Source organism: Lentisalinibacter salinarum, assembly GCF_040706555.1.
GTDB classification, from domain to species: domain Bacteria; phylum Pseudomonadota; class Gammaproteobacteria; order Steroidobacterales; family Woeseiaceae; genus Lentisalinibacter; species Lentisalinibacter salinarum.
Genome location: NZ_JAPDRH010000002.1, coordinates 1,216,758 through 1,242,860 on the forward strand (window position 1 = coordinate 1,216,758; position 26,103 = coordinate 1,242,860).

24 protein-coding genes are annotated in these 26,103 nt (G+C 67.8%); 6 read left to right on the top strand and 18 right to left on the bottom strand.

From position 1 onward, the window contains the following. The first annotated feature begins 79 nt into the window (after nt 1–79). On the top strand, nt 80–1,759 hold the full coding sequence (locus ACJMKZ_RS08655; RefSeq protein ID WP_405232788.1) for an AMP-binding protein: 1,680 nt from the start codon (nt 80–82) through the stop codon (nt 1,757–1,759). A gap of 27 nt (nt 1,760–1,786) precedes the next feature. Here ACJMKZ_RS08655 and ACJMKZ_RS08660 read toward each other — a convergent pair whose 3' ends face one another. The 12 genes from ACJMKZ_RS08660 to ACJMKZ_RS08715 all read right to left on the bottom strand — a co-directional run bounded on the left by ACJMKZ_RS08660 (nt 1,787) and on the right by ACJMKZ_RS08715 (nt 14,844). After that, nucleotides 1,787–3,049 (bottom strand): DUF445 domain-containing protein, encoded by a 1,263-nt coding sequence (locus ACJMKZ_RS08660; protein WP_405232789.1) that lies wholly within the window; start codon nt 3,047–3,049, stop codon nt 1,787–1,789. A gap of 98 nt (nt 3,050–3,147) precedes the next feature. Beyond that, on the bottom strand, nt 3,148–4,209 hold the full coding sequence (gene hemE, locus ACJMKZ_RS08665; protein ID WP_405232790.1) for a uroporphyrinogen decarboxylase: 1,062 nt from the start codon (nt 4,207–4,209) through the stop codon (nt 3,148–3,150). A gap of 4 nt (nt 4,210–4,213) precedes the next feature. Further along, the gene (gene pyrF / locus ACJMKZ_RS08670) at nt 4,214–4,915 is read right to left on the bottom strand and encodes an orotidine-5'-phosphate decarboxylase (RefSeq protein ID WP_405233160.1); all 702 of its coding nucleotides are present in this window, start codon (nt 4,913–4,915) and stop codon (nt 4,214–4,216) included. A gap of 84 nt (nt 4,916–4,999) precedes the next feature. Then, nucleotides 5,000–6,193, bottom strand: a complete 1,194-nt coding sequence (locus ACJMKZ_RS08675; RefSeq protein ID WP_405232791.1) for a deoxyguanosinetriphosphate triphosphohydrolase — start codon at nt 6,191–6,193, stop codon at nt 5,000–5,002. A gap of 4 nt (nt 6,194–6,197) precedes the next feature. Further along, nucleotides 6,198–7,280 carry a 3-dehydroquinate synthase gene (aroB, locus tag ACJMKZ_RS08680; RefSeq protein ID WP_405232792.1) on the bottom strand — a complete coding sequence of 361 codons (1,083 nt, stop codon included), beginning with the start codon at nt 7,278–7,280 and terminating at the stop codon, nt 6,198–6,200. 77 nt (nt 7,281–7,357) lie between these two features. Beyond that, nucleotides 7,358–7,867 (bottom strand): shikimate kinase AroK, encoded by a 510-nt coding sequence (gene aroK / locus ACJMKZ_RS08685; protein WP_405232793.1) that lies wholly within the window; start codon nt 7,865–7,867, stop codon nt 7,358–7,360. 57 nt (nt 7,868–7,924) lie between these two features. Beyond that, nucleotides 7,925–9,748, bottom strand: coding sequence for an Ig-like domain-containing protein (locus ACJMKZ_RS08690; RefSeq protein ID WP_405232794.1), 1,824 nt, complete (start codon nt 9,746–9,748; stop codon nt 7,925–7,927). Between the two features lie 88 nt (nt 9,749–9,836). Next, nucleotides 9,837–12,020 (bottom strand): type IV pilus secretin PilQ, encoded by a 2,184-nt coding sequence (pilQ, locus tag ACJMKZ_RS08695; protein ID WP_405232795.1) that lies wholly within the window; start codon nt 12,018–12,020, stop codon nt 9,837–9,839. 31 nt (nt 12,021–12,051) lie between these two features. Further along, nucleotides 12,052–12,618 carry a pilus assembly protein PilP gene (locus ACJMKZ_RS08700; protein ID WP_405232796.1) on the bottom strand — a complete coding sequence of 189 codons (567 nt, stop codon included), beginning with the start codon at nt 12,616–12,618 and terminating at the stop codon, nt 12,052–12,054. Further along, nucleotides 12,618–13,217, bottom strand: a complete 600-nt coding sequence (gene pilO, locus ACJMKZ_RS08705) for a type IV pilus inner membrane component PilO (RefSeq protein WP_405232797.1) — start codon at nt 13,215–13,217, stop codon at nt 12,618–12,620. Before pilO ends, ACJMKZ_RS08700 begins: the two co-directional genes overlap by 1 nt. Continuing rightward, entirely contained in the window at nt 13,214–13,783 is a 570-nt protein-coding gene (locus ACJMKZ_RS08710; RefSeq protein ID WP_405232798.1) for a PilN domain-containing protein, read from the bottom strand. The genes pilO and ACJMKZ_RS08710 overlap by 4 nt, the downstream gene beginning before the upstream one ends. Further along, nucleotides 13,783–14,844, bottom strand: coding sequence for a pilus assembly protein PilM (locus ACJMKZ_RS08715; RefSeq protein ID WP_405232799.1), 1,062 nt, complete (start codon nt 14,842–14,844; stop codon nt 13,783–13,785). The genes ACJMKZ_RS08710 and ACJMKZ_RS08715 overlap by 1 nt, the downstream gene beginning before the upstream one ends. 427 nt (nt 14,845–15,271) lie before the next feature. Here ACJMKZ_RS08715 and ACJMKZ_RS08720 point away from each other — a divergent pair, with 427 nt between their 5' ends. Both ACJMKZ_RS08720 and ACJMKZ_RS08725 read left to right on the top strand, forming a co-directional pair. Then, nucleotides 15,272–17,860: a penicillin-binding protein 1A gene (locus ACJMKZ_RS08720; protein WP_405232800.1), complete on the top strand. Its 2,589-nt coding sequence runs from the start codon at nt 15,272–15,274 to the stop codon at nt 17,858–17,860. A 37-nt stretch (nt 17,861–17,897) separates the two neighbouring features. Further along, nucleotides 17,898–18,518 carry a hypothetical protein gene (locus tag ACJMKZ_RS08725; RefSeq protein WP_405232801.1) on the top strand — a complete coding sequence of 207 codons (621 nt, stop codon included), beginning with the start codon at nt 17,898–17,900 and terminating at the stop codon, nt 18,516–18,518. Between the two features lie 72 nt (nt 18,519–18,590). On the opposite strand, the gene ACJMKZ_RS08730 is transcribed toward ACJMKZ_RS08725, so the two are convergent. The 6 genes from ACJMKZ_RS08730 to ACJMKZ_RS08755 all read right to left on the bottom strand — a co-directional run bounded on the left by ACJMKZ_RS08730 (nt 18,591) and on the right by ACJMKZ_RS08755 (nt 24,035). Then, complete coding sequence (locus tag ACJMKZ_RS08730; RefSeq protein ID WP_405232802.1) at nt 18,591–19,883, bottom strand: citrate synthase; 1,293 nt, start codon at nt 19,881–19,883, stop codon at nt 18,591–18,593. 204 nt (nt 19,884–20,087) lie between these two features. Further along, the gene (gene rpmE, locus ACJMKZ_RS08735) at nt 20,088–20,291 is read right to left on the bottom strand and encodes a 50S ribosomal protein L31 (RefSeq protein ID WP_405225093.1); all 204 of its coding nucleotides are present in this window, start codon (nt 20,289–20,291) and stop codon (nt 20,088–20,090) included. 351 nt (nt 20,292–20,642) lie between these two features. Continuing rightward, a complete protein-coding gene (gene hemW, locus ACJMKZ_RS08740; RefSeq protein WP_405232803.1) occupies nt 20,643–21,848 on the bottom strand; it encodes a radical SAM family heme chaperone HemW in 1,206 nt (401 codons plus the stop codon). Then, the gene (rdgB, locus tag ACJMKZ_RS08745; protein ID WP_405232804.1) at nt 21,845–22,453 is read right to left on the bottom strand and encodes an RdgB/HAM1 family non-canonical purine NTP pyrophosphatase; all 609 of its coding nucleotides are present in this window, start codon (nt 22,451–22,453) and stop codon (nt 21,845–21,847) included. Before rdgB ends, hemW begins: the two co-directional genes overlap by 4 nt. A 10-nt stretch (nt 22,454–22,463) precedes the next feature. After that, entirely contained in the window at nt 22,464–23,183 is a 720-nt protein-coding gene (rph, locus tag ACJMKZ_RS08750) for a ribonuclease PH (protein WP_405232805.1), read from the bottom strand. Between the two features lie 72 nt (nt 23,184–23,255). Beyond that, a complete protein-coding gene (locus tag ACJMKZ_RS08755; RefSeq protein WP_405232806.1) occupies nt 23,256–24,035 on the bottom strand; it encodes a PP2C family protein-serine/threonine phosphatase in 780 nt (259 codons plus the stop codon). Nucleotides 24,036–24,212: 177 nt separating this feature from the next. Between ACJMKZ_RS08755 and ACJMKZ_RS08760 the strand changes: the two genes are divergently transcribed. From ACJMKZ_RS08760 to rpoZ, 3 genes are all read left to right on the top strand, one after another. Beyond that, complete coding sequence (locus ACJMKZ_RS08760) at nt 24,213–25,067, top strand: YicC/YloC family endoribonuclease (protein ID WP_405232807.1); 855 nt, start codon at nt 24,213–24,215, stop codon at nt 25,065–25,067. Nucleotides 25,068–25,071: 4 nt separating this feature from the next. Then, a complete protein-coding gene (gmk, locus tag ACJMKZ_RS08765) occupies nt 25,072–25,710 on the top strand; it encodes a guanylate kinase (protein WP_405232808.1) in 639 nt (212 codons plus the stop codon). 107 nt (nt 25,711–25,817) lie between these two features. Further along, complete coding sequence (rpoZ, locus tag ACJMKZ_RS08770; RefSeq protein ID WP_405232809.1) at nt 25,818–26,099, top strand: DNA-directed RNA polymerase subunit omega; 282 nt, start codon at nt 25,818–25,820, stop codon at nt 26,097–26,099. Nucleotides 26,100–26,103 lie beyond the last annotated feature (4 nt).

Consider the following 26,103-nt stretch of genomic DNA (forward strand, 5'->3'; position numbering starts at 1 on the left):
GTCCGGCCCCGTGTATAGGTAGTCCAATGACACATTCTCCCCGGCGCCCGCGGTGCGCCGGCCACACGAGGGGGATTCCGTGGAGAAATTCTGGCTGAAGGAGTACGCGCCGGGCGTGCCGGCGGAAGTGGACAACGGTGGCTTCCGCTCGCTCCGGGACCTGATCGAGACGAGTTTCAAGGAGTACGGCGGCCGGCCCGCCTACACCTGCATGGACGTCACCCTGAGCTACACGGACCTGGACCGCCTGTCCCGGCACATGGCGGCCTGGCTGCAGGAGCGGGCGGGACTGTCGAAGGGCGATCGCATCGCGATCATGCTGCCGAACATCCTGCAGTACCCCGTGATGCTCTGCGCGGCACTCAGGGCCGGGCTGGTGATCGTCAACGTGAACCCGCTCTACACCCCGCGGGAACTGGAGCACCAGCTCAGGGACTCCGGCGCACGGGCCATAGTGATACTGGAGAATTTCGCCACGACCCTCGAGAAGGTAATCGGCGAGACCCCCGTCGAGACGGTGGTCACGACCTCGATCGGCGACCTGTTCGGCACGCCGAAACGCCATATCGTCAATTTCGTGGTGAAACGGATCAAGAAGCAGGTACCGCCCTACGACCTGCCCGATGCCGTGTCCTTCCGCGACGCCCTCTACGGCGGCGGCAGCCTGGTTTTCCAGCCGCCGGACATCGACCTCGGCGATCTCGCCTTCCTGCAGTACACGGGCGGGACGACGGGTGTGGCCAAGGGCGCGATGCTGAGCCACCGCAACCTGGTCTACAACGTGGAGCAGTCCACCGCCTGGCTGGGCGCAAAGCTGGACCCGGACCAGGACGTCGTCGCCATTACGGCACTGCCGCTCTATCACATCTTCTCGCTGGAGGGTAACTGCCTCGGCATCATGAAACTGGGCGGCCACAACATCCTGATTCCGAACCCGCGCGACTTCCAGGGTTTCGTGAAGGAGCTGGGCAAATATCCCTTCACCTATTTCACCGGCGTCAACACCCTGTTCAGCGCGCTCCTGAACACCCCGGGCTTCGCCGAGCTCGACTTCAGCAGCCTGCAGATCACGGTGGGCGGCGGCATGGCCGTGCAGGAACCGGTGGCCCGGCGCTGGAAGGAGGTGACAGGCAATACGCTGACCCAGGCCTACGGGCTCACCGAGACGTCCCCGGCCGCGGTCATCAACCCCATCACCGACGACGCCGCGTTCAACGGCTCCATCGGCCTGCCCATCTCCTCCACGGAGGTCAGCATCCGCGACGACAAGGGCGACGAGGTACCCACCGGCGAGGTCGGCGAGATCTGCATCCGCGGGCCGCAGGTGATGGAAGGCTACTGGAACCACCCGGAGGAGACCGAGAAGGTGATGCTCGACGGAGGCTGGTTCCGGACGGGCGACATGGGCCGCATTGACGACCGCGGCTACGTCTATATCGAAGACCGCAAGAAGGACATGATCCTGGTCTCCGGCTTCAACGTGTACCCGAACGAGATCGAAGAGGTGATCGCCGACATGGACGGCGTGCTGGAGGTGGCGGCCGTCGGCCAGCCCGACGAGCGCGCCGGCGAGGTGGTGAAGGTGTTCGTGGTGCGCAAGGACCCGGCGCTGACCGAGAAGGCCATCATCGCCCACTGCCGCGAGAACCTCACGGGCTACAAGGTGCCGAAGGTAGTCGAGTTCCGTAACGAGCTGCCGAAGACCAACGTGGGCAAGATACTCCGGCGCGCGCTCCGCGACGAGGAGCACGAAGCCTAGCTCGAGACGCCGCCGGCGGCTCGGTTTTCAGCTGACGAACTGCCAGAGCGTGTAGAGGGTCAGCCCGACGAGTCCGCCCACCAGCGTGCCGTTGATGCGGATGAACTGCAGGTCGCGCCCGACGTGCAGTTCGATGCGCCGGGCGGTGGCTTCGGCGTCCCAGCCGGAGATGGTCTCGCTGATGATCGAGGAGATGTTGGTCCGGTAGCGGGTCACCATGTAGAGCATGGTGTCCCGGAACCAGCTGTCCAGCTCCTGGCGCAGCCCCGGGTTGGCCGCCAGGGTGTCTCCCGCGCCGGCCAGCGATTCGGCGATGCGCCGGCGCATGCCCGACTCCGGATCGGCCGCCTCCTCCTCCAGGAACCGGTTCACGTCGGCCACCACGCCCGAGAGATAGCGCTTCAGCGACGGGTGTTTCAGCAGCCGGTGCTTTATCTCCTCGCCGCGCTCGATCAGCGCCTCGTCGGTCTTCAGCGAGGCCACCAGCTCCTCCAGGGTACGCCGCAGACGCTGGCGGGCCTCGGTATCCGTGTCGCTGGCGGTGATGCCGGTTAGCACTTCCTCGATCTCGGCGACCATGCGGCGGTAGATCTGCTCGTCGACGAAATTTGGCAGCCACCAGGGCGTGCGCTCGCCGATGTGCTGGCGCAGCTGGAGCCGGTTCTCGTCGAGCTGGGTGCGGGCGAGGCCGACCAGGCCGTTTATCACCGTCTGGTCCGGGTCCTGCAGGAGCAGCAGATCGAGGAGCTGGCCGACCGTCGGCGTCAGCCGGGTCTCGCTGAGGGCGCGCTGGAGGTTCGACTTCACCAGGTCGCGCAGCAGCCGGTTGTCGGTGCTGGCGAGTACCCGGCCGAGGATCACCGACAGGTCCTGGGTGAGCCGGTCGGCGTTGCCGGGGGTGGCGAGCCAGCGGCCCATGCCCTGGGCGAAGTCCGCCTTCTCGAGCCGCGGTGCCAGCGCCTCGGCGGTCAGGAAATGGGTCTCCACGAAGCCGGCCAGGCTTGCGCCGATGTCGTCCTTGCGCCGGGAGATGATCGCCGTGTGAGGGATTGGAAGGCCGAGCGGATGGCGGAACAGCGCCGTGACCGCGAACCAGTCGGCCAGGGCGCCGACGGTCGCCGCCTCGGCGAAGGCTCGCACGTAGCCCAGCCACGGGTAGTGCTCTTCGCCGAAACCGGTGACGACATAAAGGACGACCATGGCCACCAGCAGGCCGGCGGCCACCCGCTTCATGCGGCGAAGGCGCTCAGCGCGCAGCGCGTCGAGACCGTCTGACAGCGTCGCTTCCATGGCTCTTCTGCGCCCGGGTGCGGGGCCGCGGTATCCCTGCCGCGGCGGCGCTCCCGTCAGGATTCCGCGTTCAGCGGAGCGGGTTCAATGGGACTCGTTCAATGGTATTGGGGACTCAGCCTGTGCACGGCCTCGAGCATGGCACTGACGTGCTCCGGATCGATGTCCGGGTGGATGCCGTGGCCCAGGTTGAACACGTGGCCGGGGCCCTTGCCGTAGCTGGCGAGGACGCCGGCGACTGCCTCGGCGATCGCCTCTGGCCCGGCGTAGAGGATGGACGGATCCAGGTTGCCCTGCAGCGCCACCTTGTCGCCGGTATAGCGGCGCGCATCGGCGAGGTCCGTGGTCCAGTCCACGCCGAGGCCGTCGCAGCCGGTCTCCGCCATGTCGGCGAGCAGCGGGCCGGCGTTCTTCGTGAACAGCACAACGGGAACGCGGCGGCCATCCTGCTCGCGCTCGAGCCCGTCCATCACCCGCTGCATCGCCGCCAGCGAGAAACGCCGGTAGGTATCCGGCGTCAGCACGCCGCCCCAGGTATCGAAGATCATCACCGCCTGGGCACCGGCCCGGATCTGGGCATTCAGGTAGTCCCGGGTGGTGTCGGCCAGTTTGTTCAGCAGCAGCTCCGTCAGGTCGGGACGGTCGTAGAGCAGGCCCTTGATGCGGGCGAAGTTCTTGCTGCTGCCGCCCTCGACCATGTAGGTGGCCACCGTCCAGGGGCTGCCGGAGAAACCGATCAGCGGCACCCGGCCGGCCAGTTCCCGGCGGATCACCCGGACGGCGTCGATGACGTAGCCGAGTTTCTCCTCGACGTCGGGCACCGCCAGCTGCTCGATCTGGGCCGGCGTGCGCACCGGGTGCTCGAACTTCGGTCCCTCGCCGGCTTCGAAGTACAGGCCGCAGCCCATCGCGTCCGGTACCGTGAGGATGTCGGAGAACAGGATGGCGGCATCCAGCGGGTAGCGCTCCAGCGGCTGCAGCGTCACCTCGCAGGCAAGCTCCGGGTTTGAGCACAGGGCCATGAAATCCCCGGCCTGCGCCCGGGTGGCGCGGTATTCGGGCAGGTAACGGCCCGCCTGGCGCATCATCCACACCGGCGTGCGCGGCACGGGCTCGCGCAGCAGGGCGCGCAGCAACAGATCGTTCTCGAGTTCGCTCATCAATCTACTCCGCCGGGAACAGGCCGGCGATGGTGGTCTGTATGGCTTCCGCGGCAGCCCGCGGGGAATCGGCGTCCCGGATGGGACGGCCGACGACGATGTGATCGGCGCCGTTGGCGAAGGCCTGCTCGACGCTGACCACCCGCTTCTGGTCGTCCGCGGGGCGGTTGTCGACCGGCCGGATGCCGGGCGTCACCACCAGCAGCCGATTGTCCACGTGTTCGCGCAGGCGCGGCACCTCCAGCCCGGAGGAGATCACCCCGTCGCAGCCGGCCTCGAAGGCGCGCCGGGCCCGGGACAGCACCAGCTCCTCCACGTCGCAGTCGAAGCCGAGATCGTCCAGGTCGCCGCGGTCCAGACTGGTCAGCACCGTCACCGCCAGTACCTTCAGGGAGCCCTTGTTCTCGGCCGCGGCCTCCATGATGGACTGGTTGCCGTGCACCGTGGCGAAGGTGGCGCCGCGGGCCGCGAGGTTGCGCACCGCCGCCCCCACCGTCGCCGGCACGTCGAACAGCTTCACGTCGAGGAAGACCTTCTTGTCCCGCTCGATCAGCCAGTCGGCCAGCTCGAAGTAGCCGCCGCTCATGGCGAGTTCGAGGCCGATCTTGTAGAACGAGACACTGTCGCCGAGTTCTTCCGCGAGCCGCCGGGCGGCGCCGACGTCCGGCACATCGAGTGCGAATATCAGTCTGTCCCTGGCTGCCATGTTTACGATGCTCTGCTCGGTCACGGTGTCCCCTCGGCTGCGGGCGTGCATTCTATCACCGCTCCGAGCGGCCGGGGACGCGGCTCAGGTATTGCCGACGGCGGGGTCGGTGAGCCGCTCGTGCTCCGCGATGGCGTAGCGGTCGGTCATGCCGGCGACGTAGTCCGCCACCACCCGGGCGCGGGCGGCGTCGCCATGCTCCCGGCCGGCGCAGCGCGCCGCAGTGGCGAACTCGGCGGGCATGAGCCGCGGCTCGTCCATGTAGGCGGCGAACAGGGCCTCGACGACCCGTCGTGCCTTCAGCGTCATGCCCAGCACCCGGTGATGGCGGTACAGGTTCGCGTGCAGGAATCGCTTCAGCGACAGGTGCTGCTCCCGGATCTCGTCGCCGAAGGCCACCAGCGGCCCCTCGTGGTTGCGCACCTCGTCGATGGAGCGGGGGTTCGCGGAACGCAGCCGCCCGGCGGTCTCCCGGATGAGGTCGGTGACCACCCGGTTGATCATGCGCCGGATCACCTCGTGGATCAGGCGCCGGCCGTCCAGACCGGGATAGCGTGCCAGCACTTCGTCATGCTGCGCGGCGAACAGCGGCTCCGCCCGCAGCATGTCCACGCCCAGCAGGCCGGCGCGCAGGCCGTCGTCCACGTCGTGGTTGTTATAGGCGATCTCGTCGGCGAGATTCGCGAGCTGGGCTTCCAGGCCCGGCTGACGGCGCTCCAGGAAGCGCCGCCCGAGTTCCCCGAGGTCCCGGGCGTGGCGGGCGGAGCAGTGCTTCAGTATGCCCTCCCGCGTCTCGTACATGAGGTTCAGGCCGGCGAACTCCGCGTACTTCTCCTCCAGTTCATCGACCACGCGCAGCGACTGCAGATTGTGCTCGAAACCGCCGTAGTCGCGCATGCACTCGTTCAGCGCATCCTGCCCCGCGTGGCCGAATGGCGTGTGGCCGAGATCGTGGGCCAGGCAGATGGCCTCGGCCAGGGTCTCGTTGAGCCCGAGCGTATGAGCCACGCTGCGGGCGATCTGGGCGACCTCCAGCGAGTGGGTGAGCCGCGTGCGGTACAGGTCCCCCTCGTGGTTTACGAACACCTGGGTCTTGTAGACCAGGCGGCGGAAGGCGCTGGCATGGATGATGCGGTCGCGGTCGCGCTGGTACTCGCCGCGGTAGACCGGTGGCGGCTCGTCGTGGCGGCGGCCCGGGCTCTCCGACTCGCGCGCTGCCCCCGGCAGCAGGCCGTCGTCTGCCCGCTCCATGTCCACGTATTCCATCGTGCCGGACATGCCCTCAGCCTCCCTCTGTGTCGGCGGGCGCCAGCGCTTCGACCAGCGCCTGACCGGAGAAGTCCGCGGTCACGTACGCCTCGCCGATACGGCGCAGCAGCACCAGCCGCAGCCGTCCGGCCTGCACCTTCTTGTCGAGCTGCATCGCCTCGCGCAGACGCGCGGCACCCACCGGCGGCGGCGCCACTGGCAGCCCGGCCGCCGCGATCAGATCGCCGATGCGGTCGAGATCGGCCCCGGCCAGGCCGCTGGCGCGGGCCGCCATCGCCATGCCCGCCGCCACCGCCTCGCCGTGCAGCCACTCGCCGTAACCGGTGACCGATTCTATGGCGTGGCCGAAAGTATGGCCCAGATTCAGGAGCGCCCGCTGGCCCGCCTCGCGCTCGTCCGCCGCCACGATGGCGGCCTTCATCTCGCAGCAGCGGCGCACCGCCTGCTGCAGCGCCCTTTTGTCGCGGCGCCGTAGCGCCGCCATATTGTCCTCGAGCCAGCCGAAGAAGGTAGCGTCGCCCAGCAGGCCGTATTTGATGACCTCGGCGAGGCCGGCGGCCAGCTCCCGGTCCGGCAGGGTATCCAGGGTGGTGAGGTCGATCAGCACGAAGGTCGGCTGATGGAAAGCGCCGATCAGGTTCTTGCCCCGGGGGTGGTTGACGCCGGTCTTGCCGCCCACCGACGAATCCACCTGGGCCAGCAGCGTGGTCGGCACCTGGATGAAGTCCACGCCCCGCTGATAGCAGGCCGCCGCGAAACCGGCCATGTCGCCCACGACGCCGCCGCCCAGCGCCACCACGGTCGTATCCCGGTTGGCGCCCGCATCCACCATCGTGTCGATGATCGAGGCGACCTGGCCCAGATCCTTGTGCGCTTCGCCGTCCGGCAGCACGTGCACGGCGGCCAGCCGATCCCCGAGGGCGCGCCGCGCGGCATCCAGGTACAGCGGGCTCACCACGTCGTTGGTCACCACCACCGCATCCGGCCCGCGCAAGCGGGCGGCGAGCACACCGGGATCATCGAGCAGGCCCTGGCCGACGACGATCGGGTAGCTTCTGGCGCCCAGCTGCACAGTGAGCGTCTCGGGGTCTGTCACGGAAGGCGGCTCCTGATGCCGGCAGAGCGCCTAAGTTGCCGGGCGCCGGCGGCAGAATCAAGCGCCGTCGGGGCCGGTCACAGCCGGCTGCGGATGTCCGCGACCACGTGGTGGACCCGGCGGCCGTCGGTCTCGATCACCAGGTCGGCGATCTCCCGGTACAGGGGGTCGCGTTCGGCGAACAGCCGGCCGAGTGTCTCTTCCGGATCGCCTGCGGCCAGCATGGGCCGCTCGCGGCCCCGGCGGGTGCGCTCCAGTTGCTGCGCCACCGTGGCGTGGAGGTAGACCACCGTGCCCCGCGCAGCCAGATGCCGGCGGTTGTCCGGGTCTCCTACCACGCCGCCGCCGGTGGCCAGCACCAGGTCCGGCCGCGCGGTGAGTTCGTCGACGACCGCCGCTTCGCGCTTGCGGAAACCCGCCTCGCCCTCCTTCTCGAAGATGAAGGGGATGTCGACACCGGTGCGCCGCTCGATCTCGTCGTCGGTGTCCACGAATTCGAGCTTCAGGGCCCGGGCCAGCGCGCGGCCGACCGCAGACTTCCCCGCGCCCATGGGGCCTACGAGAAATATCCTGGTGCCGTCACTCAAGATTGCCGCCCGGAAAGAAGAAAGCCGGCCCGAAGGCCGGCTTTTTCGATGACTCGGTCAGAGCGTATCGGCGCAGCTGTTCGACTGGCCGAACGGGCTGGGGTTGCCCGGCGGGTTTGTGTTCTGGTCGGTCACGTCGCTCGCCGCGATCGGCAGCCGGAACTTCGACGTCTCCGTGGTCTCCGTCCCCTGGACCGTCGCCTGGGCGGTGAGGGTCACATCCACCCAGCGGGCGAACTCCTGGGGATAGATCACGTCGACAATCCCGAAGCCATTCTGATCCGTGGAGAAGGTGCCATTGCCGGTGCTCTGGGCCGCCACCGTCGCGATGTTACCCGCCTCCAGGGTACCGTTGCCGTTGTTGTCCTCACCCGGATCGAGCACGCCGTTGCGGTTGACGTCCTCGTCGGCGCAGGGCCCGGCGGTGATGACCTGGACCCACTGGCTGGCAACGCTGTCGTACTGCCAGAAGCCCTTGTAGTAGGCGTCCGACTGGATGCGCATCTGCACGGTCACGTCGGCCACGCCGGCGCCCTGCGAGTCGGTCACCTGAACCGCGTATTCCTTGCGGTACTGGGCCTGGTTCGGCTCGTTGATCTCGTTGCCGGTACCCAGCGTGATGAACACCTCCAGCTGCGCGACGGTCAGGTTGACCGATCCGCTGACCGCCGGGGTGTCCCGCACGGTGGCGGTAATGGTGACGCCGTTGCTGGCACTGGTGCTGGAGCCGGCCGTATAGGAAACGGTGGCCCGGCCCTGGGTGTTGGTGGTCGCCGAGCCGGCGGACAGCGAGCCGCCGGTGACGTCGTCGAGGCCGAAATCCACGACCTTGTTGGCCACGAGGTTGCCGGCGGCGTCCCGCACGATCGCGGTAATCGAACTCTGCTCGCTGGGCGCCACGGTGAACGGGCTCGCCTGCACCTCGATGCTGTCGGCCGTGGTGGCGACGAACTGGATCTGCACCGTCGTCTCGGTGCCGTCCGGGTTGGTGGCCGTGATCACCGCGGGACCGGCATTCGACGCCTGCAGGTCGACCGAGGCGTCGCCGTTGGCATCGGTCGTGGCCGACGCCGCGGAGAGCGTGCCGCGGGTGGTGGAGAACGTGATGCTCTCTCCGGCCTGAGCCACACCGCCGACGGTCCAGTTGACCGTGACCGTGACCGGCGTGTTCAGCGGCACCTGGGTGCCCGAGGCCGGTGCCGTGATGACGAAGGAATCGTCTGAGACGGTGAGCGTCACTTCGTCGGTGATGCCGAGCGCCGTCGCCGACAAGGTATCCGCGCCGGCGGCCGAGGCGGTGACCTGCACCTGGGCCTGGCCGAGGTTGTCCGTGACCAGCGAGTTGGAGGCCAGGGTATTGCCGTTCGAGGAGGCCACGTCCACGGTCTGGCCGGCGATGCCGTCGCCGTTGGAATCGGCCAGCACGACGCTGTAGGTGGCGCTGTCGCCCTGGGCCAGGCTGGCCGGGCCCTGCAGCGTGATGGTCGTGCCCACCACGTTCACGTCGACGCTGCCCGTCAGGCCGTTCACGTCGGCCGACACGCTGATGGTGCGGTTGGTGGGGTCACCCGCCGTACCCAGCGAGGCCGTCGCCGTGCCATTCTCCAGCGTGGTGACCTCGTTGACCGTCAGGATGCCCGAGGTGGAGGAGAACACGACCGGCTGGTCCGCCATCACCCGGTTGTCCGCGTCGCGGACCAGCGCGGTGATGGTCACCTCCGAACCGCCCGCCGAAGGCAGCTGGGGGCTGCTGGTCAGCACCGTGACGGTGGCCGGCTGCGGCGCATCCGGTCCGGCGCCGCCACCTCCGGTGCCGCCACCGCCGCCGGTGAAGGAACTGTCGGTGCCGCCGCTGGAGCAGGCGCCGAGTGCGAGCCCCATGATTGCGACCGCCAGAGCAGGCAAAGCGGGCAGAGTCGAGAGTTTTCTCATCGGTTCGATTCCCAAGCTTGAGGGCGGACGTGCGCCATCAGTAAACCACTGCGTTCTCTTCGAGGATCTTCGGCGTGACGAAGATCAGCAGTTCCGACTTGTTCGCCACGTTCTGGGTGGATCGGAACAGCGCGCCCACGCCGGGGATGTCGCCCAGCAGCGGGACCTTGTTGGCCACTTCTCGTCGCTCTGTCTCGTAGATTCCTCCGAGCACGACGGTCTGACCGTCGCGCACGAGCACCTGGGTGCGGATCTCGCGGGTGTCGATACTCGGCACGAAGCCGCCGGTGGCGCTCGCCACGAGTTCGCCGACACTGTCCGAGTTCACCTGCAGATCCATGATGATGTTGTCGTCCGGCGTGATCTGCGGGGTCACCGTCAGGCTCAGCACCGCCTTTTTGAACTGGGTGGTGGTCGCACCGCTGGAGGAGGATTCCTGGAACGGGATCTCCACGCCCTGCTCGATCAGCGCCTCTTTCTGGTTGGCGGTGATCACGCGCGGCGTCGAGACGATCTCGCCCCGGCCTTCGGCCTGCAGGGCGGAGAGTTCGAGGTCCACGATGTAATCGGAGTCCAGGATCGCCAGCGCGATCTGGCCTGCCGGGTTGCTCACCGGCAGGTTCACGTTATAGCGGTTGTTGACGCTGGGGGCTTCCACCGGGAAGGGCTGACCCGTGTCGGCCAGGTTCTCCAGTGCCGAGGCCGTGATCACGTCCGAGCCCGCGCTGGTACCTGTGACCGAGAACAGGCCGTCGCTGGAGTTCTCCTGCACGGCGGTGAGGCCGAGGCGCACGCCGAGCTCGCGGCTGAAGTCATCGTTCACGACCACGATGCGCGACTCGATCAGCACCTGGCGCACCGGGATGTCCAGCGTCTGCACCAGGCGGCGCACGTCGCGCAGACGGTCCACGGTGTCCTGCACCAGCAGCGTGTTGGTACGCTCGTCGATGGCCACCGAGCCGCGGTCGGAGAGCAGCGAATTCTCGCCCTCCTTGATCAGCGCGGCGAGATCGCTGGCCTTGGCGTAATTTACCTGCAGGAATTCGGAGAACAGCGGCTCCAGTTCCTGGATGGCCTGTTTGGCTTCGAGGTCGGCCTTCTCGCGCGCGGCGATCTCTTCCGCCGGCGCCACGATGATCACGTTGCCGTTCTGGCGCATGTCCAGACCCTTGGTGGTCAGAACGATGTCGAGCGCCTGATCCCACGGCACGCTGTTCAGTCGCAGAGTGACGTTGCCCTGGACGGTGTCGGACACCACGATGTTGCGGCCGCTGATCTCGGCCAGCAGCTGCAGCACGGCGCGGGTCTCGATGTCCTGGAAATTCAGCGTGACGCGCTCGCCCTCGTAATCCTTGTCTTCGGCGAACAGGCTGGAGACCTGCTCGTCCTCTTCGGCCACCGGATTGATCTCGATGGTGAAGACGTCGTCCGACTGATAGGCAAGCTGCTCGTAGTCGCCGTCGGCGGAGATCAGCACGCGGGCATCGGCGTTGACGCGTACCGCGTCGATGGTGGTGACGGGCGTGGCGAAGTCCTGCACATCCAGGCGGCGGATGAGCTCGCCCGGCAGTTCCGTGCCCTTGAACACGGCGACCACGCGGCCGCCTTCCTGGCGGATGTCGACCGGCGTGGACGGGTCGGTGAGGTCGATGATGACGCGGCCGCCGCCTTCACGGGTGCGGCGGAAGTCGACGTTCTCGATGGCGCGCGGCCCGCTCGCAGCCGCGGAAGAGGCCGACGGCGCACCGCTGAACGTAGTGGTCTCTGCCACCATGTCGCCGCCCTCGCCCAGGGTCAGGATGACGGTATTGCCGGACACACGGGTTTCGTAAGGCACCATGCTGTCCAGATTCAGCACCACGCGGGTGCGGCCGTTGGCTTCCGCGGTCAGCACGGTATCCAGCATGCGCAGATCCACGTCACGGCGACGGGAGCTGAGGCCGAGGGCGGTGTCGGGCAGGTCGAGCGCGATGCGCGCCGGGTTCTCGATGGTGAAGGAGAGCGGCTCCGGAGCAGGCCCCGAGAGAATCAGCCGCAGTTCCACCTGCTGCCCCGGCAGCGACTGCACCTGGATGTCCTGCAGGGTGTTACCCGGCGCGTCCTGTGCGTGGGTGCCCGCTGAGGCGAACAGCAGCACGAGGGCGGCGAGCCAGCCGAGAGGATTCCTGAGGACGTCCAGCCCGTGATTGTTTGCCGGCAGCGGCTTCGTTGTGCGAGTCATTCCAGTTTCTCCCAGTGCCATCTGCTTGGCCTCAGTCCGAAATACTGATGGTGGCATCTCTCTCCAGATACCCGCCTATGCCGTCGGAGACGATCTCTTTGACGCGGATCTCCGACTCGTTTATCTCGATGATGCGGCCGTCGTTCTGGCCCACGTAATTGCCGACGGTTACCCGGTTGATGAGTCCGTCGGCGGTCTGCACGAGGCCGTAGGTCGTGCTGCCCTGCTGCAGCGTGCCGACCATGTCGAGTGAATCCAGCGGGAACTGCTCGAGGTATTCCCGGCTGCGGTTGACGTCCGGTCTGAGACCGCCGCCGCCCGCGGAGCGCGTATCCGCCACCGGCGAATCCGGCACGAAGGGCGAGCGCAGCCCGTCCACGTCGGCCGTGTAGACATAGCTCTCGTAGGTCTGGATCTCGGGCAGCGGGTCCGGCCGGTCGCCGGGCCTCGCCTTCACCTCGTCGATGTAGGCGTTGAGGTCACCCATGCCGCCGCCGCAGCCGGCCGCGAAAGGCAGCACGATTGCCGCCAGCACGGCGAAGAGGCCGGTGGGGCGCCGCCTGTAGCCATTTACCTGGAAGCGAGGTTCCTGCCTCATCACTGGGTCTCCTCTTCCAGATAACGATAGGTCTTGGCCGTCACGTCCAGCGACAGCTGATCGAACTGCTCGTCGGTGGCCGGCTGGATCTGGATGTCGTGCAGCGTCACGATCCGCGGCAGCGCGGCCACGCTGCTGGCGAAATTCGCGAGCTCGTGATAGCTGCCTGCCAGCTGGATCTTGATGGGCTTCTCGGCATAGAAGTCTTTGCGGAGCTCGCCCTGGGGCTCGAACAGCTTCTCCTCCAGCCCCGCCGCCAGACCGGTCTGGGAGATGTCCACGATCAGGTTCGGTATCTCGGTCTCGCCGGGCAGCTGGCGCAGCATGGTGCCGAAGGACTGCTGCATCTGCGCGAGCTGGGCACGGTAGGCGTCGAAGTTGGCCGCCTTGCTCTGCTTGGTCTCGAAGGTCTGTCTGAGCTCCTGCTCGCGCGCCTCGGCGCGCTCCAGCAGCGGCACCTTGTTCTTCACCACCGTCATGTAGATGCCGAACACGGTGACCGCGACGAAAACGATGACGATGGCGCCGACGCGGAAGGCGAGAGGCCAGCGGCCGACGTCGTTGGTATCGAGATTGCGCAGTTCCTCGATGACGTTCATGCGGCCTCCTCCTCATCCTCGTCCAGCACCTTCACCTGCTTCGCCTTCAGCGTGAAGTTGAAGCGCTCGGCCTGGCCCGAGTCCACGGTGCGGATCTGCTCGAGGTCCGGGTCGGTGAGCCACTCGGAGGCGTCGATGTTGCGCATGAAGGCGGACACCCGGGTGCTCGATTGCGCGGTGCCGGTGATCTGGATCTCCCGGCCGGTCTGCTTGACGCCGGTGAGATAGACTCCCTCCGGCAGCGTGCGCACCAGTTCGTCGAACAGGTGCACGACCATCGGGCGACTGGTCTGCAATTGCTCGATGATCTCCATGCGGGCCAACAGGCGTTCCTTCTGCCGCTCCAGGCCCTCGATCTCCTTGATGGCCTTGTTCAGCTCGGCGATCTCGGTCTCGAGCCGCTGGTTGCGATCTTCCTGGTAGTCGATGCGGCTCTGGTAGAACATGTTGCCCAGCCAGATCACGAGGCCGGCCAGCAGCACCGACAGCACGATGGCGATGCCGAATTGTTGCTGGCGTTGCTTGCGCTGCTCTTCGCGCCAAGGCAGTAGGTTGATACGCGGCATCAGTCGAAGCTCCTCAATGCGAGCCCGCAGGCGATCAGCAGCGCCGTGGAATCCTTGGTGACGCCCTGGGATTTGGCTTTCGATGCGACCTTCATCTGGCCGAGCGGGTCACCGATCTCCGTCGGGATGCCCACCCGGCTCGAGATGACGTCGGCGATACCCGGTATGTTGGCGCAGCCGCCGCAGACCAGGATCATGTCGGGCTGCTCCCGGCCGCCGCCGGAGGCCAGGTAGAACTGCAGCGAGCGACTGACCTGCTGGGTCATGTCGTCGATGAAGGGGTCGAGCACCTCGGGCTGGTAGTTGCTGGGCAGACCGCCTTCCTTCTTCGCCCGGCCCGCGTCCTCCATGGACAGTCCGTAGGTCCGCATGATCTCTTCGGTGAGCTGCACGCCGCCGAAGGCGAAGTCGCGCGTGTAGATGACCTTCAGGTCGTCCAGCACACTGAACGTGGTGGCGCTGGCGCCGATGTCGACCACGGCGACCGACTGGCCGACGCCGCCGTTCGGCATCTGGTGGGTGAGGAGTTGGCAGGCGTTCTCCAGGGCGAAGGCCTCGACGTCGACCACCCGGGCAGAGAGGCCGGCGGCATCCACGGCCGCCTGGCGCTGGTCCACGTTGTCCGTCCGCGTGGCCACCAGCAGCACATCGTTCATGTCCGGGTCGTTCTCGTTCGGCCCGATCACCTCGAAATCGAAGCTGACCTCTTCCATGGGGAACGGAATGTACTGGTCGGCCTGGATCTCCACCTGCCCCTCGAGATCCTTGTCGGCCAGAGACGCCGGCATCTGGATCACCTTGGTGATGGCGGCATCGCCGCTGATGGCGATGGCCACGTCCTTGCACTTGGTGGCGGCCCGCTTCACCGCCCGCCGGATGGCACCGCCCACGGCCTGGGCGTCGACGATGTTTTTCTCGTTGATGGAATTGGGCGGGGTCGGCTCGGCCGCGTACGATTCGACGCGGTAGCGTTTGCCGCTCTGGGACAGCTCGATGAGTTTGACCGACGATGTCGTTATGTCAAGCCCCAGGAGCGGACGATTTTTCTTGCCGAATTGCACCTGTTTTCCCTTCCAAGTCCGTAGGTTACGCTGGATAAGTGGTGGGGCGCCTGAAGAAACCGAGTTAACTATATATCAACGAAATGTTAAATAAAACGACGCTGATCCCCTGCTGAATGCCCGCGTATAGTAAGGCAGGCCCCGCCGCCTATTCTGTGAACTGTGTACCGGTAGTGAGCCAGGCCCGAAAGTGGCGGGTGCAGGGAGTTTTGCTGCAACGACACGAGGCTGGCCGGGTGCGGCCTGCCGGGTATGGTTGTAGACTGTCGCCGCGAAGCATTGCGGTCTGGCCCCCCGCTGACGGTATGATCCGGTCTTCGCCCTGACCCGGACCGCCCCATGCCCCCTTGTTTAACAAGGAACGGTCCGCTTCGGCCGCAGTCACTATGCAGTAAGCCCCTGACGCTGGCAAGGACCGGAAAGCGCTTTGGCAACAAGATCTTTCACTCGCATCCTCGCCGGACTGGCCGGCACGGTGGCCATACTCGCCCTGTCGCTGACGGCGGGTGTCGTCGGTGCGTACCACTACACGCTGGCAGGCCTGCCCGAGGCGGCAACCATCCGGGACATCCCCCTGCAGATTCCGCTCAGGGTCTACAGCCGGGACGGGAGGCTGATCGCCGAGATCGGTGAGCAGCGCCGCATACCGGTGGAATACGACGAGATTCCCGGGCACGTGGTGCAGGCTTTCCTGGCCGCCGAGGACGACCGCTTTTTCGAACATCCGGGCATCGACTATCAGGGCGTGCTGCGCGCCGGCATCAATTTCCTGCTGACCGGCTCGCGCAGCCAGGGCGGCAGCACGATCACCCAGCAGCTGGCCCGGGACTACTTCCTCACCCGCGAGCGGCTGTTCACCCGCAAGATCCGCGAGGCGTTCCTGGCCTGGAAGATCGAGAAGGAATTCAGCAAGGAGGAGATCCTTGCCATGTTCCTGAACAAGATGTTCTTCGGCCAGCGGGCCTACGGCGTGGCCGCCGCCTCCCGGGTGTACTTCAACAAAACCCTCGAGGAGATCAACGCCGCGGAAGCCGCGACCCTGGCCGGCCTGCTGCAGGCGCCTTCGGCCTACAACCCGGTGCGCAGCCCGGAGAAGGCCACCTCGCGGCGGAGCTACGTGCTGCGCCGCATGCACGAGCTGGACTACCTCACCGAAGCCGAGTACGAGGCGGCCATGGAGTACCCCATGGAGTCCCGCCTGTACGGGCCGGCGGTCGAGCTGACCGCCCCCTACCTGGCCGAGATGGTGCGTCGGGAGATGCTGGAGCGCTATGGCCCCGAGATCTACTCCGGGGGCTATCGGGTGACCACCACGCTCGACTCCTCGCTGCAGACGGCCGCCGTGTACGCGGTGCGCAACGGCCTGCTGGAATACGACCGGCGCCATGGCTACCGCGGGCCGCTGGCGAGGCTCGAGCTGCCCGTGCCGGCCGGCGGCGACGGCGGCACTAATGGCCGGGGCAACGGCCAGGGCAGTGGCGGCGACGGCAGCTATTCGGGCAGCGGCTATCCGGCGCTCCCGCCGGACGTGCTGCAGACCCTGGAGGACTATCCGGAGCCCGGCGGCCTGCGCGTGGGCGTTGTGGTCGGCCTCGGCGAGGACAACAGCGCGGCCGTGGCCCTGCGGCGCGATCGCATCGTGCGGGTGCCCTGGTCGGGCATCAGCTGGGCCAAGCGCTACATCGACGACGACCGCGTGGGCTCGCCGCCGGATTCCGTCGGCGAGGTACTGGCCGTGGGCGACGTCATCCACGTGATGCCGACGGTCTCGGACAGATGGGCCCTGGCCCAGGTACCGGCCGCCCAGGGCGCGCTGGTGTCGGTGGACCCGGACGACGGCGCGGTGGTAGGCCTCGTCGGCGGTTTCGATTACGCGGCCAGCAAGTTCAACCGGGCGGTGCAGATCCGGCGCCAGCCCGGCTCCGCCTTCAAGCCGTTCATCTACTCCGCGGCGCTGGAGAACGGGTTCACCGCGGCTACCATCGTCAACGACACGCCGGTGGTATTCGAGTCCGAGGAACTGGAAGGGCCGTGGAAGCCAATCAACTACACGGGGAAGTTCTACGGGCCTGTGCGCCTGCGCGAGGCCCTTTACCGCTCGCTGAACCTGGCTTCGGTGCGGGTGCTGATCGGCACCGGGCTCGGCGACGCGGTGCCGCACATCCGCAGCTTCGGCTTCGCGAACGAGGCCGTGCCCTACAACTACTCTCTGGCGCTGGGCAGCGGTGCCGTCTCCCCGCTGGACATGGCGCTGGGCTATGCCGTGTTCGCGAACGGCGGCTACCGGGTGGAGCCCTACTTCATCGACCGCATCGAAGACAGCGAAGGCAATGTGCTGCATCGGGCCGACCCGCCGCTCGTGTGCCCGGAGTGCGAATACAGCGAGGAACTGGCGGAGACCGATGACGACCCCTTCGCCGACCCCCTCACTCGCGTCGAGCAACTGGAGGGCCGGACCCTCGACTGGCGGCCCACGGCGAACGAGGATCCCAGGCTCTACGCCGGCATCCGACTCGCCGACCGGGTGATCACGAGGGAGAATGCGTTCCTGGTGGCCGACATGATGCGCGACGTCATCCGCCGCGGCACCGGGCGGCGGGCCCGCTCGCTGGGCCGGGACGATCTGTACGGCAAGACCGGCACCTCCAACGATCGCCGCGACGCCTGGTTCGGCGGCTTCAACGCCGACCTGGTGGCCGTCACCTGGGTGGGCTTCGACGAGGACAAGCCGCTGGGGGCGGGCGAGGAGGGTTCGCGCACGGCGCTGCCCGTCTGGATCCACTTCATGGAGCGGGCGCTCGACGGCGCGCCGACCGCTCGCGTCGAGGAGCCGGAGGGCCTCGTCACGGTGCGCGTCTCGCCGGAGACCGGCCGCCCCGTGAGCTCGGACGACGGCAATTTCATCTTCGAGAAATTCCGCGTCGGCAACGAGCCGGAAGCTGGTACGATCGGCGGCGCGGACGAGATCTACAACGATACCGGCTCGAGCGGCGACATCGAGGATCCCATCTTCTGACAGCCGCCGGGTGCCGGCCCGATCGCAGGAGAGCGCCATGCCGAAGCATGACGAGTTGTGCCGGACCCGCCAGCTGCTGGCACGCGAAGCGGCCCGCATCATCGCCGACCACGGCATCGAGAACTACCGTCAGGCCAAGGTGAAGGCCGCGGAGCGGCTGGGCTTCCGCGAACGGGGCGCGCTGCCGAGCAACACCGAGATCGAATCGGCGCTGATCGAGCACCACCGGCTGTTCGGCGCCTCGGACCATTCCGAACTGCTGGACCGCCTGCGGCGCATCGCGCTGGAGGTGATGCACCGCTTCGCCGATTTCCGCCCACGCCTTGTCGGTCCCGTGCTGGCCGGCACGGCGGCTTCCCATTCCGCCATCAACCTGCATCTGTTCGCGGACTCGCCGGAGGAGGTGGCCTGGCAGCTGGAAGGCGAGCAGACCGCCTACCAGCTCTACGAACGGCGGCTGAAGAGCCGCCAGGACCGGCTGGATACCTACCCCGGTTATCGTTTCCGTTGCGCCGAGGCCACGGTGGAGGCGACGGTATTCCCCGAGAAAGGGCTCAGGCAGGCACCGATCAGCCCGGTGGACGGCCGGCCGATGCGCCGGGCGGACAAACGCAAGCTGGAGAAGCTGCTGGCCGAGGCGCCGGCCCCTATAGTCTGAACGACAGTCTGACCGGTAGTCCGACCGATAGCCCGGGCCTGCCGTCCGCGCGCCCCGCCCGGGCGCGCGGAATCAGCGCTGGTCCAGGGGCAGGTAGTCCCTGACGCCGGGGCCGGTGTAGAGCTGGCGCGGCCGGCTGATGCGCCGTCCGGGCTCGGTGATCATCTCCCGCCAGTGAGCCACCCAGCCGACCGTGCGGCCGATGGCGAACATGACCGTGAACATCGACGTGGGGATGCCGAGCGCCCGGTAGATGATGCCCGAGTAGAAGTCCACGTTCGGGTACAGATTCTTCTCGACGAAGTACTCGTCCTTCAGCGCGACCTGCTCCAGCTCTAGGGCCAGCTCGAACAGCGGGTTGTCGTCGTTGCCGAGCTTCTTCAGCACCTTGTGGCACATCTCGCGGATAATCTTCGCCCGGGGATCGAAATTCTTGTAGACCCGGTGGCCGAAGCCCATCAGACGGAAAGGATCGTCCTTGTCCTTGGCCTTGGCGACGTATTTCGGGATGTTCTTCACGTCGCCGATCTCCTCGAGCATCTCCAGCACCGCCTCGTTGGCGCCGCCGTGGGCCGGGCCCCAGAGTGCCGAGATGCCGGCCGCGACGGCCGAGTAGGGGTTCGCGCCGGAGCTGCCGGCCATGCGCACCGTGGAGGTGGAGCAGTTCTGCTCGTGGTCGGCATGCAGGATGAACAGCAGGTCCAGGGCCTCGGCGGCGACCGGGTCCACGTGATAGGGCTCGGCCGGCACCGCGAAGAACATGTTCAGCAGGTTCGAGCAGTAGTCCAGGTCGTTGCGCGGATAGATGAACGGCTGGCCGATGGAGTGCTTGTAGGCCGCGGCGGCGATGGTGGGCAGCTTGGCGATGATGCGGTGGGCGAAGATATCGCGCTGGCGCTCGTCGTGGATATTCATGGTGTCGTGGTAGAACGCCGACATGGAGCCGACGACGGCCGACAGCATCGCCATGGGGTGAGCGTCGTAACGGAAGCCCATGAAGAAGCGGGACACCGACTCGTTGAGCATGGTGTGCCGGCGGATGATCGACTCGAAGTTCTCCAGTTCGTCCTTGGTGGGCAGGTCGCCGTAGAGGAGCAGGTAGCACACCTCGATGAAGGAGGAATGCTCGGCGAGCTGCTCGACCGGATAACCGCGATAGAGCAGCACGCCCTCGGCGCCGTCGATGAACGTGATGGTGCTCTCGCAGCTGGCCGTGGAGACGAAGCCGGGGTCATAGGTGAAGACGCCGCGCTCCCCGTACAGCCTGGAGATATCGACCACGTCCGGGCCGAGGGTGCCCTCGAGTACGGGCAGCTCTGTGCCGTCGCCCTCGGGGCTGGTCAGCGTGAAGTGCTTCTTGCTCATCTTTGATTCCTGGCTGATATCGGATCGCACAAGCGGACGGACGCCGTCACGCGGCGCCCGGCGCGATCCTCATTCTTTGTGATCCCGGGTCCGTGCGGTGGGCAGGACCTGCCGCGAGATACTTGTATGGTGCCGCAGACGGAGCCGGGCCGGCAAGCGCCCGGCGCACCCGGGAAGGCGTCCCAGGAACGGACGCCGGATCCCTCAGGACATGCCGTACTTGCGGCGGAAACGGTCGACGCGGCCGCCCGAGTCCATGATCTTCTGCTTGCCCGTGTAGAACGGGTGGCAGGCGGAGCAGACTTCAACGTGCAGCTCCTCGCCGGCCGTCGAGCGGGTCACGAACTCGTTCCCGCAGCTGCAGATCACCTTGATCTCGTCGTAGCGGGGATGGATATCGGCTTTCATCGTCATTCTCCGGTCGTCTGCCCGCCGGGCGGACAGCGAAAAGGGGCGCGGAGCATACAGCGCCGGAGGGCCGCTGGCAAGTCCGCGCCGGGCCTCCGCGAAGGGCCGTCCGTTATCCACAAATCCTGTGGATAACTCTGTGGAAGGATTTTGGCTAAACGCCGCAAGCCCACGATTTTCAAGCCTCCCCGTTAGAATGTCTATTTTCTGTTCACAATAATAACGCTAATTATTTCAAAGCCTTATGGAACTCTTACAAAGTCGGGTTTCAGCTGATCGCGACTCTACAAGACAAATATAGGGATAGTCCCGACATTGTGCATAACGGTCGCCGGCCGGACCGCCGCGGAGTCACCCGGCGGCCGCCCCGGAAGAGGGCAGGAACAGGGCCTGGAGGTCGTTCAGAAAGCGCATGCCGAGGGCGCTCGGGCGCAGTCCGCCGGCGCCGTCGGCCTCCACCAGACCCCGGCGGCGCGCGGCCGCCAGCCCGGGCTCCAGAGCCTCCGCGGCGAGACCGGTGCGGGCCACGAAGTCGGGCGTCGTGAAGCCCCGGGTGAGGCGCAGCGCATTCAGCATGTACTCGAAGACGAGGTCTTCGGCGGCGACGGCAGCCGCCGCCTCCCCCGTACCTCCGGCCAGCGCGGCCTCCATCCAGGCCCGGGGGCTCGCCGGCTTCGCGTAGCGGCGCACGGTGCCGCCGGCATCCGTAATCTTGCCGTGCGCGCCGGCTCCCGCCGCCAGATAGTCGCCGAATTCCCAGTAGTTCAGGTTGTGCCGGCATTCCCTTCCCGGGCGCGCGAACGCCGACACCTCGTAGCGCCGGTAGCCGGCTGCCTCCAGCGCCTCATGGCAGCGCTCCTGCATCTCCCACGCGGTATCGGCGTCCGGCAGCGGCGGCGGGGAATGGTAGAAGCGTGTGTTCGGCTCCAGCGTCAGCTGGTAATGGGAGACGTGCGCCGGCGCCAGGGCGAGTGCCGCCGAGACGTCCGCCAGCGCGCCCTCCACGCTCTGCTGCGGGAGCGCGAACATGACGTCCAGATTCAGGTTGTCGATGCCCGCACGCCGTGCCTCGTCGACCGCAGCGCGGGTCTCGGCCGCGGTATGGATGCGTCCGAGCGCGGCGAGGGAGGCATCGTCGAAGCTCTGCGCGCCCAGCGATACCCGGTTGACCCCGGCGGCCCGGTACGCCGCGAAACTGCCCCGCTCGACCGTGCCCGGGTTGGCCTCCAGCGTGATCTCGGCGTCGGCGGCCAGCGCGAAGCGGTCCGCTACGGCGTCGAGCAGCCGGCCGATCTGCCCGCCGCTGAACAGCGAAGGCGTACCGCCGCCGATGAAAACCGCCTCGAGCGGCCGGCCGGCGGCGCGGAGCGCCTCCGCCTCGAGGTCGGCGACGAGCGCGTCGACGTAGCGCTCGCGGGGAGGATCGTCGCCGGCGCGGTGGGAATTGAAGTCGCAGTAGGGGCATTTCCGCACGCACCAGGGCAGGTGCAGGTAGAGGGTGAGGGGAATGGCCGCGCCAGCAGTGGCTGCCCTGTCCGCCCTGGGGCCGGCGCTCATCCCCCTTCTCCCGCCGCCAGGCGACGGGCCAGCTCCCGGAGCGCCCGGGCCCGGTGGCTGACGCGGTTCTTCTCGCCGGCCGGCAATTCGGCCGCACTCCTGCCGAGCTCCGGATCGTGGAAAACGGGGTCGTAGCCGAAGCCGCCCTCGCCCCGGCGCCCGGTCAGGATGCGTCCGCGCCAGACACCCTCTGCAATCACGGGTGCGGGGTCTTCGGCGTGACGCAGGAACACCATGACGCAACGGAAGGCGGCGGTGCGGTCCTCCGTGCCTTCCAGCGCGGCGAGCAGCCGGTCGATGTTCGCGGCGTCATCGGCGGGCTCGCCGGCGTAACGGGCCGAGCGGATGCCGGGGGCGCCGCCCAGCGCGTCCACCTCCAGGCCGGAATCGTCGGCGATGGCCGGCCGTCCTGCGTGCGAGGCCGCGTTGCGGGCCTTCAGGAGGGCGTTCTCCACGAAGGTAAGGCCGGTCTCCTCGACCTCGCCGATGCCGAGTTCGCCCTGGGAGACCACCTCCACCCGGAACTCCTGCAGGATGGCCCGGATCTCGGCAAGCTTGCCCCGGTTGCCCGTGGCCACCACGATACTCGAGCCCGCCTGCAGCACGGCTCCCTCCTCAGGCGGCGGCCAGCGCCTGGTTCTGCGCGGCCACCAGCTGACCGATGCCGGCGCCGGCGAGATCCAGCAGACGCTCGAGCTCGTCGCGGCGAAAGGCATGTCCCTCGGCGGTGCCCTGCACTTCGATGAAGGCGCCCGCATCGTTCATCACGATGTTCATGTCGGTCTCGGCGTCGGAATCTTCTGCATAGTCCAGGTCGAGCACGGGTTCGCCCCGGTAGATGCCCACCGAGACGGCGGCCACCTGGCCGTGCAGCGGATTCTTTGCCAGGGCGCCCTTCTTCTTCAGCCGCTCCATGGCCAGCGCCAGGGCCACGTAGCCGCCGGTGATCGAGGCGGTGCGGGTGCCCCCGTCCGCCTGCAGCACGTCGCAGTCCACGGTGACGGTGCGTTCGCCCAGCGCCGAGAGATCCGCCACGGCGCGCAGCGAGCGGCCGATCAGCCGCTGTATCTCCTGGGTGCGCCCGCCCTGCCGGCCGCGGGCGGCCTCCCTGGCCGTGCGCGTGTGCGTGGCGCGCGGCAGCATGCCGTATTCGGCGGTGATCCAGCCCCGCTGGCGGCCCCTGAGCCAGGGCGGCACGCGGTCCTCGACGCTGGCCGTGCACAGGACGCGGGTGTGGCCGCACTCGATGAGGACGGCGCCCTCGGCGTGGCGGGTGTAATCGGGGATGAATGCCACCGGACGCAGTTCATCCGGTCGGCGGCCGCTTGGTCGCATATCGCTCCTGCCTTTTCCTGATCCGGAGACTTCCGTTCCGGCGGGTTCTGTTCCGGCGCGGGGCCGGCCCGGTCAGCCGAGCCAGCGGATGGAGGCCGCCGTCGTGTTGTCGCTGTGGGGACCGTTGGCGCGGACTGCGCGCTCGCCCAGCTCGCGCAGATTCTCCACCACCGTATGGTCGGCACGGCTGGCTATCCTGGCGATGTCGCGCTCGCCGAGCCCCGACCACAGCCCGTCGGTGCAAGCTATCAGCACATCCCCGCTTTGCAAAGGCTTCTTGCGGGTGACGGTAATGCCGGGCAGGGCGTGATCGCCGCCCAGGCAGGACTCGACGAAATTGCGCATCGGGTGTTCGCGGGCCTCGCGCTCGTCGATCACGCCTTCGCGCAGCAGCACCTCCACGTGGCTGTGGTCGCGGGTGCGGCCGCGGATACGCCCGCCCCGTACCTGATAGATGCGGCTGTCGCCGACGTGCGCCCACCAGGAGGCCTGATCCTGCACCAGGCAGACCGCGCCGGTGGCGCGGGGACGGTGATCCACGTCGGTCTGCGCGCCCACCGCCACCACGGCGTCGTGGGCACGGCCCATGGCGGCATAGAGGAAACCCTGGGGATCGAAGACCGGGTGCTCCGCGGCGGCGAAGTCCTTCTGCACCGATTCCAGCGCCACCTCGGCGGCCAGCGCGCCGTCCGAGTGGCCGCCCATGCCGTCGAACACCAGCAGCATCGCGGCCCGCTCGCTCACGGCGACGGCGACCCGGTCCTGGTTGTCCCGGCGATCGCCGGTCAGCGAGATTTTCGCGTATTCGATGCGCACGTGTTCCCGGGCGGGCGCAGCGCCCGCAAGCAGCACGACTCCTGAAGAACGGTGACGGAGGGTATACCACTTGCGCCGCCCCGGGGAGGGCACGGGTCGCAGATTCGCAGATACCCCCTGTGGCAACGAGCGGTGGCAGCGCGCGCCGGGGCGCGCTTACAATGCCGGCCCTCCGTCACCGCACCCCGAGTGGAGACACCGATGTTACGCAGCATGACAGGGTTCGCCCGCAGCGAGCGCCAGACAGAGTTCGGCGATCTCGCCTGGGAGGTGCGCTCGGTCAATCATCGCTACCTGGATCTGCAGTTCCGGCTGCCGGACGTGCTGCGGGGCGCCGAGGCGGAATTCCGCCGCGCCGCCGGCGACCGGCTGGGGCGCGGCAAGGTGGACCTGAGCCTGACGCTGCGGCGCGGCGGCGGCACCCGGCGGGAGCTCGCCATCGACGCGGCGCTGGTCGGACGGATCGCCGAGGGCGTCGCGGTGGTGCGCGAGCGGTTCGGCGAGACCGGCCCGGTGGACCCCATGGAAGTGCTGCGCTGGCCCGGTGTCATCGAGGAGCCGGCGGTGGAGCAGGATGCGCTGCTCGCCGAGAGCCTGTCCCTGCTGGACGAGGCGCTGGCGACCCTGGACGAAATGCGCCGCGCGGAAGGCGCCCGGCTGGCCGAGACGCTGCGCAGCCGCACGGAAGACGTGGCCCGCATCGCCGCCGCCGTGCGGACCCGGCGCCCGGAGGTGCTGGCCGGCATCGAGCAGAAGCTGCGGGAGCGCCTCGCCCGCCTGGACGTGGAGGCCGAGCCCGGCCGCCTGGAGACGGAACTGGCCATCATCGCCCAGAAGATGGACGTAGACGAGGAGCTGGACCGGCTGGACAGCCACGTCGAGGAGATGCGCAGCGCCCTCGAACGGGACGAACCCGTGGGACGGCGGCTCGATTTCCTGATGCAGGAATTCAACCGGGAGGCCAACACGCTCGGCTCGAAGTCCGGCGACCCCGAAACCACCCGGGCCTCGGTCGAGCTCAAGGTGCTCATCGAGCAGATGCGTGAGCAGATCCAGAACATCGAGTAGGGCCATGGCGACAAGCAGACCCGGCACAGGAGCGAGGGGAAGACTCATCGTCATCGCCGCGCCGTCCGGCGCGGGCAAGACGACGCTGGTGCACGCGCTGATCGAGCGCAACCCGGACTTCGTCTTCTCGGTGTCTTACACCACCCGGCCGAAGCGGCCGAACGAGGAGCACGGCCGGGACTACTTCTTCGTCAGCGAGGAGGAATTCCGGCGCCTGGACCGGCAGGGAGAGTTCCTGGAGAGTGCCCGGGTGTTCGACAACTACTACGGCACCAGCCGCAGCCAGGTGGAGAGCGAACTCGCGAAGGGCCGCAACGTGGTGCTGGAGATCGACTGGCAGGGTGCCCGGCAGGTGCGCGCGGCCATGCCCGAGTGCCGCAGCATCTTCATCCTGCCGCCCTCGGTGGAGGCGCTGGAGCAGCGGCTGCGCAGCCGCCGCACCGACTCCGAGGACGTGATCCGGCGGCGTCTCCGGGACTCCCTCAGCGACCTGTCCCACTGGGACGAGTTCGACTACGTGGTGATCAACGACGACCTGGAGCGCGCCATCGACGAGCTGGAGGGCATCGCCACCGGGCGTTACCGCCGCAATCGGGTGGGCGCCGAGACCACCCGGAAAAAGCTCGCCCACCTACTGGTTTAGGAGCGGCTCCTTACAGTACACTGACGGGTCCGGAGCCTGATTCTTCCCGCGGTCCGCACCGTTCAACATTATCGTTCAGTATTATTCGAGAGGGGCTTGAGTAGCCAATGGCCAGAATTACCGTCGAGGACTGCCTCGAGAACATCGACAACATTTTCGAACTCGTGCTGGTCGCGTCCAAGCGCGCCCGGCGCATCGCCAACGGCGCCGATCCCTACGTGGAGCTGGAGAACGACAAGCCCACGGTGGTCGCTCTGCGCGAGATCGCCGAGGGCCACGTGACCCCGGCAATACTCGACGAGGCGGACCAGCCCGCGGAGGATCTGCTGCGCGCCGAATCCGGCTCCGAGGACCTCATGCCCATGCGAGGGCTGTCGCTCGGCGAGTAAGCGC